Origin of the sequence: Amaricoccus sp. (assembly GCF_017995835.1) — a bacterium.
Lineage (GTDB): Bacteria > Pseudomonadota > Alphaproteobacteria > Rhodobacterales > Rhodobacteraceae > Amaricoccus.
In genome coordinates this window covers 21852-27997 of sequence record NZ_JAGOID010000033.1, presented here as the reverse complement: position 1 = coordinate 27997, position 6146 = coordinate 21852, and the positions used below count along the sequence as shown (strand labels likewise).

The window sequence follows — 6146 nt, the reverse complement described above, 5'->3', positions numbered from 1 at the left end:
GAGTGGATGGGACGGTCTCGCCCGCGATTTCCGGACTGCCCGAGGTCGATGTGCGCGGGCAGGGTGGGCTGCTGGACGTGGCGATCCGGGACGACTTCTCCGAGACGCGCCGCGTCTGGTGGAGCTATGCCGAGCCGCGCGGCGAGGGGCGCAACGCCACCGCGGTCGCGACCGGGGTGCTGTCCGAAGACGGCGCCACGATGTCCGATGTCGAGGTCATATTTCAGCAGCAACCTGCCTGGACCTCGACCAGCCATTTCGGCTCGCGGCTGGTCTTCGACGCAAGCGGCGCGCTTTTCGTCACCACCGGCGAACGCTCGCAACCCGAGCCGCGGCTACTGGCGCAGGACGTCTCGACCCATATCGGCAAGGTGCTGCGGATCGACCCGATGGGCGGCCCGGCCGAGGGCAATCCGTCGATCCCCGGCGGCCTGCCCGAGATCTGGTCCTGGGGGCATCGCAACGTCCAGTCGGCGGCGCTCGGACGGGACGGGGCGCTCTGGACCGTCGAGCATGGCGCGCGCGGCGGCGACGAACTGAACCGCCCCGAGGCCGGGCGCAACTATGGCTGGCCGGTCATCACCTATGGCCAGGACTACCGCGGCGGCCCGATCGGCGAGGGGATCACCGCGCGAGACGGCATGGAGCAACCCGTCTACTACTGGGATCCGGTGATCGCTCCGAGCGGCATGGTCTTCTACGACGGCGCGATGTTCCCCGGTTGGCAGGGCAGCGCGCTGGTCGGCGGTCTCGCCGGACAGGCGCTGGTGCGGCTGGAACTGGAGGACGGCCGCGTCGCGGGCGAGGCGCGCTACCTGCAGGGCATGGGCCGGATCCGCGATGTCGACGTGGCGCCGGACGGCGCGGTGATGATCCTGACGGATGCCGACAACGGCGCCTTGATCCGCCTGACACCGGAAAGCTGACTTGCAAGGGAGTGTTCGGGTCCATTCCGTCGCCGAAGCGCCAACCGAGTAGCTCGAAGGAAAAAACGATAGCCCTTGCAGCAGACGTCGCAGCCAAATCACGCTTCCGGATTCAACGCACTCGCGCTCCGGCTCGCAGGCACGGGTAGAGACCGAAGCAGCCCTGACCGGGGCGGGAGCTACCCGTCCCATCACTCTTGCACGAGGAGAACACAGAAGATGGAAATCTTTCGCGCAGGCAGCAGACCATCCGCCGCGGGACCGGCCGACTGGTTCACAGGCAAGGTCCGGGTGGACACGCTCTTCAACCCCGCCGCGCCTGACCGGGTGCAGGGCGCCCATGTGACCTTCGACCCCGGCGCCCGCACCGCCTGGCACACCCATCCGCTCGGCCAGACGCTGATCGTCACCTTTGGGCGCGGCCTCGTGCAGCGCAAGGGCGGGCCGGTCGAGGAAATCCGCCAGGGCGATGTCGTCTGGTTCGCGCCCGAGGAACGCCACTGGCACGGCGCCGCCCCGGACACCGGCATGAGCCATATCGCCATTCAGGAGGTGAAGGACGGCAAGGTCGTCACCTGGATGGAACACGTCACCGACGCCGAATACGGCGCCTGAGCTCCAAGGAGAAATCCCATGCTTGCCACCGTCATGCACGGCCCCGGCGACGTCCGCTACGAGCGTGTCGAGGATCCGAAGATCCTGAAGCCCACCGACGCGATCATCAAGCTGTCGGCCACCTGCATCTGCGGCTCGGACCTGTGGCCGTATCGCGGATTGTCGCTGCGCGAGGGTCCGGCGAACATGGGCCACGAATATTGTGGCGTGGTGGTCGAGGTCGGCCGCGAGGTCCGCACGATCAAGCCCGGCCAGTTCGTCGTCGGCTCCTTCTGCCTCTCGGACAACACCTGCCCGCATTGCCAGTTCGGCTTCCAGTCGTCGTGCATGCAACGCGAGTTCATGACCGGCGCGCAGGCGCCCTATGCCCGTGTGCCGCTGGCCGACGGCACGCTGGTCGCCACGGACGAGATGCCGGATGCCGACATGATCCCGCACATGCTGGCGGCCTCGGACGTGCTCGGCACCGGCTGGTATGGCGCGGTCGCCGCCAATGTGCGCGAGGGCGGCACGGTCGTCGTGGTCGGCGACGGCGCGGTCGGGCTGATGGGCGTGATGGCCGCGCAGCAACTGGGCGCGGGCCGCATCATCGCCATGAGCCGCCACGCGACCCGCTCGACGCTCGCCCGCGAATTCGGCGCCACCGACATCGTTGCGGAGCGGGGCGAGGATGGCGTCGCCCGCGTCATGGATCTGACCGACGGCATCGGCGCGGAATCGGTGATCGAGGCCGTCGGCATGGAGCAATCCATGCTACAGGCGATGGGCGTCTGCCGTCCCGGCGGCGCCATCGGCTATGTCGGCGTGCCGCATGGCGTCAGCTTCGACGGCGGGCAGTTGTTCTTCAAGCAGCAGCGCATGCTGGGCGGCCCGGCCCCGGTGCGCCGCTTCCTGCCCGACCTGATGGACCGCGTGCTGAAGGGCAGGATCCAGCCCGGCAAGGTCTTCGATCTGGTCCTGCCGATCGCCGAGGTGGCCGAGGGCTACAAGGCGATGGACGAGCGCCGCGCCATCAAGACCATGCTGCGGGTGGACGGCTGATACCGGCGAGCTCATGATGACTCGCGGGCGCTTTTTGGCCTTTGACGCTTTTATCGTTTGAACTCAGGTAGTTACCCTATCTATCACGCGTGTTAGCCCGTGCTGCGCCGGGTGGCCTGGTAGACTCGCCGGTATGATTCAGTCGCTCAGAAGGAAAGCTGCACCTTCATCGAACGGCTGCGATCGCCTGCGACCTCGAAGGCCGTCACTGCGTCCTCGAGCGGATAGGAGCCGGTCAGGAGGGGCTTCAGGTCGACCCGGCGCCTGTTGATGAAATCGACGGCGAGGGCGAACTCGCTGTGGAAGCGGAAGGTGCCGCGGATGTCGACCTCCTTCGCGACCACGAGGTTCTGCGGGATGGCGATGTCGCCGCCGAGGCCGAGCTGGACGAGGACGCCCCGCGGGCGGAGGACGTCGAGACCCGAGCGGATCGCTGCGGCGTTGCCGGAGGCCTCGAACTGGACGTCGAAGCTGCCCTTGTTCGCGCCGTAGGCGGCAAGGGAGTCCGGGTCCGTGGCAACGTTGATGGTGCGGTCGGCGCCGATCCTCGCGGCGAAGGCGAGGACGGTGTCGGAAACGTCGGTGGCGACGATCTCGCGGGCGCCGTGGGCGCGGGCGGCGATGATCGCCAGCGCCCCGATCGGGCCGCAGCCGGTGACGAGGACGCGCCTGTCGAGGAGCGAGCCGGCACGGGCGACGGCGTGCAGCGTGACCGCGAACGGCTCGGCGAGCGCGGCCTCGCCGATCGCGACGCCGTCGGCAACCTTGTGGCATTGCGAGGCGAGGGCGACGAGGCGCTCGCGGAAGGCGCCCTGGATGTGCGGAAAGGGCATGGCGCTGCCGTAGAAGCGCATGTTCAGGCACTGGTTCGGCAACCCTTCGAGGCAGAAGGCGCAGGCGCCGCAGGGGCGGCTCGGCGAGACGGCGACGCGGTCGCCAACGGCGATCCCGTCGACCCCGGGCCCGAGGGCCGTGACGCGGCCGGCGACTTCGTGGCCGAGGATCATCGGCTCCTTCAGGCGCACGGCGCCGAAGCCGCCGTGGTGGTAGTAGTGGAGGTCGGAGCCACAGATGCCGCCGGCCTCGACCGCAACCTCGACCTCGCCGGGGCCGGCGGTCCCGGACGCGCGCTCCTCGACACGGAGGTCCTTCGCGGCATGAATGACGACGGCGCGCATGGGGTTCTCCTTCAGACCACGGGGGTGACGAGGGGCCGGCCGGCGAAGTGGGCGGCGAGGTTGTCGCGGACGAGCTGCCCCATCGCCTTGCGGGTCTCGACGGTGCCCGATGCGTGATGTGGCGCCAGTGCGACGTTTCCGAGCACCGCGAAGCGCGGGTCGATCGCCGGCTCGTTCCAGAAGACGTCGAGGCCGGCGGCCTTGATCGTGCCGGCTTCGAGCGCGGCGAGGAGGGCCGGCTCGTCCACGGTCGAGCCGCGGGAGACGTTGACGAGGATGCCGTCGGGGCCGAGGGCGTCCAGCACGCGGGCGTCGACGATGCCGCGCGTGGCGTCGCTGGCGGCGAGGGTCAGGATCAGGAACTCGGAGCGGCGGGCGAGAGCGACGAGATCGGGCTCGAAGGCATAGGGGGACTCGGGCCGCGCGCTGCGGCCGAAGTAGGCGATGTCGGCGTCGAAGCCGGCGAGGCGCTTCGCGACCGCAGCGCCAATCCGGCCCATGCCGACGATGCCGACCGCCTTGCCGGAGACGCGGGTGGTGAGCGGCATCGCCCAGCCGCCACGGCGGATCTCGGCGTCGCCCTGCGGGATCAGGCGGGCGGCGGCGAGGAGCAGCGCGACGGCCATGTCGGCGACGTCCCCGGTCAGGACGTCCGGGGTGTTGGTGACGTGGACGTCGGCGGCCCTGGCGTGGGCGAGGTCGATGGCGTCGGTGCCGACGCCATAGCAGGCGACAATCTCGAGCTTCGGCAGCGCCTTCATCAGCGCCGCCGAGGCGCCGAGGTCGCCGCGGGTGGCGATGGCGCGGACGGACGAGCCGTGCTCGGCGAGGAAGGCGTCGGCGTCGGGGGCCTCCCAGAGCTTCAGCAGGCGGTAGCGCGCCTCCATGTCGTCGAGATCCCATGCGGGGTAGGCGCCGGTCATCAGCACCACGGGCTTGGTCACGGGAGGCGTTCCTTCTGGTTCAGAGGCTGGCGGTGATGCCGCCGTCCACGTAGAGCGTGTGTCCGTTCACGAAAGAGGAGGCGTCGGAGGCGAGAAAGACCGCGGCGCCGACCAGTTCCTCGACCTTGCCCCAGCGGGCGGCGGGGGTGCGCTTGGCCAGCCATTCGGAGAAGGCGGGATCGTCGACGAGCGCCTGGTTCAGCGGCGTCTCGAAGTAGCCCGGCGCGATGGCGTTGACCTGAAGGCCGTGCCTCGCCCAGTCGGTCGCCATGCCGCGCGTGAGGTTGCGGACGGCGCCCTTGGTCGCGGTGTAGGGGGCGATGCCGGGGCGGGCGAGCTCGCTTTGCACCGAGGCGATGTTGACGATCTTGCCGCGACCCCGGGCGATCATGGCGCGGGCGACGGGTTGGCTGACGTAGAAGATGCTGGAGACGTTGGTGGTGAGCAGCTGCTGCCACTTGTCGACGGGAAAGTCCTCGAGGGGCGTGCGGAACTGCATCCCGGCGTTGTTGACGAGAATGTCGATCGGACCGTCGGCCAGAACCTCCGCAACGCCGGCGGCGGCCGCCTCCGGGTCGGTGACGTCGAAGCCGGCGGTCGTCGCGCCCGGGATGCGCGCGGCGGCGGCAGCGAGCTTCGCCTCGTCGCGGCCGTTGAGGACCACCGCGGCGCCGTGGGCTGCAAGGCCCCCAGCCAGCGCGAGGCCGATGCCCTGGCTGGACCCGGTGACGAGCGCGCGGCGGCCGGTCAGATCGAAGAGCGGAAAGGTCATGACGAGCTGCCTTCAGTTGATCGCACGGGTTTCCAGCGCGTCGATGAAGGAGCGGTCCCAGCGACCTTCGGTCATGGCGGCGATGGTCTGCTCCTCCTTCTCGCGGTGGGCGATGGCCTTGGCGATCAGATCCTCGGCCTCCTCGGGGGCAAAGGAGAGCAGGCCGTCCTGGTCGCCGACGACGATGTCGCCGGGGCGAACGGTCATGCCGCCGAGGGTGACGGGGACGTTGATCGCGCCGGGCCCGTCCTTGTACGGGCCGCGGTGAGTATGGCCGCGGGCATAGACCGGGAAGGTGCGCTCGCCGATCTCGGCGGTGTCACGGATCGCGCCGTCGAGCACCATACCGGCCATGCCGATCGAGGCGGCGTAGAAGGTGAGGATGCCGCCGACCAGCGCGTTGGAGCAGTCGCCGTCGGCGTCCACGACCATGACGTCCCCGGGGCGGCAGAACTCGAAGGCGCGCAGGATCGCGAGATTGTCGCCGCCGCGGGTGCGCACCGTAACGGCAGTCCCGGCGAGCGGCGCCGGGCGGTGGTAGGGACGCAGACCCGCAAAGCCGCGATTGCGGTGGAGCTGGTCGCTGATGAGGGCGACCTGCAGGCCGCGCAGGCGGGCGAGGGTGTCTGGCGCGACGGACGCGGCGCTCGGGTGCTTCTCGATGGTCATG

At 69.9% G+C, this 6146-nt stretch carries 7 protein-coding genes; 3 read left to right on the top strand and 4 right to left on the bottom strand.

Going from position 1 to position 6146, the window contains the following annotated elements:
• The 3 genes from KBA23_RS07460 to KBA23_RS07450 all read left to right on the top strand — a co-directional run.
• The coding region (locus KBA23_RS07460) for a PQQ-dependent sugar dehydrogenase (protein WP_290738805.1) at positions 1-926 on the top strand (926 nt) is incomplete at its 5' end.
• Positions 927-1145: 219 nt separating this feature from the next.
• Positions 1146-1541 (top strand): cupin domain-containing protein, encoded by a 396-nt coding sequence (locus KBA23_RS07455; protein WP_290738802.1) that lies wholly within the window; start codon positions 1146-1148, stop codon positions 1539-1541.
• Positions 1542-1559: 18 nt separating this feature from the next.
• Positions 1560-2582 carry a zinc-dependent alcohol dehydrogenase family protein gene (locus KBA23_RS07450; protein WP_290738799.1) on the top strand — a complete coding sequence of 341 codons (1023 nt, stop codon included), beginning with the start codon at positions 1560-1562 and terminating at the stop codon, positions 2580-2582.
• A gap of 146 nt (positions 2583-2728) precedes the next feature.
• On the opposite strand, the gene KBA23_RS07445 is transcribed toward KBA23_RS07450, so the two are convergent.
• The 4 genes from KBA23_RS07445 to KBA23_RS07430 are packed head-to-tail and all read right to left on the bottom strand — an operon-like array spanning position 2729 to position 6145.
• Positions 2729-3760, bottom strand: a complete 1032-nt coding sequence (locus KBA23_RS07445) for an L-idonate 5-dehydrogenase (RefSeq protein WP_290738798.1) — start codon at positions 3758-3760, stop codon at positions 2729-2731.
• A gap of 11 nt (positions 3761-3771) precedes the next feature.
• Positions 3772-4704, bottom strand: a complete 933-nt coding sequence (locus KBA23_RS07440; RefSeq protein ID WP_290738795.1) for a 2-hydroxyacid dehydrogenase — start codon at positions 4702-4704, stop codon at positions 3772-3774.
• A 19-nt stretch (positions 4705-4723) separates the two neighbouring features.
• Positions 4724-5476 (bottom strand): SDR family oxidoreductase, encoded by a 753-nt coding sequence (locus KBA23_RS07435; protein ID WP_290738792.1) that lies wholly within the window; start codon positions 5474-5476, stop codon positions 4724-4726.
• A 12-nt stretch (positions 5477-5488) separates the two neighbouring features.
• Complete coding sequence (locus KBA23_RS07430) at positions 5489-6145, bottom strand: RraA family protein (protein WP_290738789.1); 657 nt, start codon at positions 6143-6145, stop codon at positions 5489-5491.
• Position 6146 lies beyond the last annotated feature (1 nt).

Coding starts and splice junctions, on each gene's coding strand:
- KBA23_RS07455 (WP_290738802.1), top strand. CDS start 1,146: ATGGAAATCTTTCGCGCAGGCAGCAGACCATCCGCCGCGGGACCGGCC.
- KBA23_RS07450 (WP_290738799.1), top strand. CDS start 1,560: ATGCTTGCCACCGTCATGCACGGCCCCGGCGACGTCCGCTACGAGCGT.
- KBA23_RS07445 (WP_290738798.1), bottom strand. CDS start 3,760: ATGCGCGCCGTCGTCATTCATGCCGCGAAGGACCTCCGTGTCGAGGAG.
- KBA23_RS07435 (WP_290738792.1), bottom strand. CDS start 5,476: ATGACCTTTCCGCTCTTCGATCTGACCGGCCGCCGCGCGCTCGTCACC.
- KBA23_RS07430 (WP_290738789.1), bottom strand. CDS start 6,145: ATGACCATCGAGAAGCACCCGAGCGCCGCGTCCGTCGCGCCAGACACC.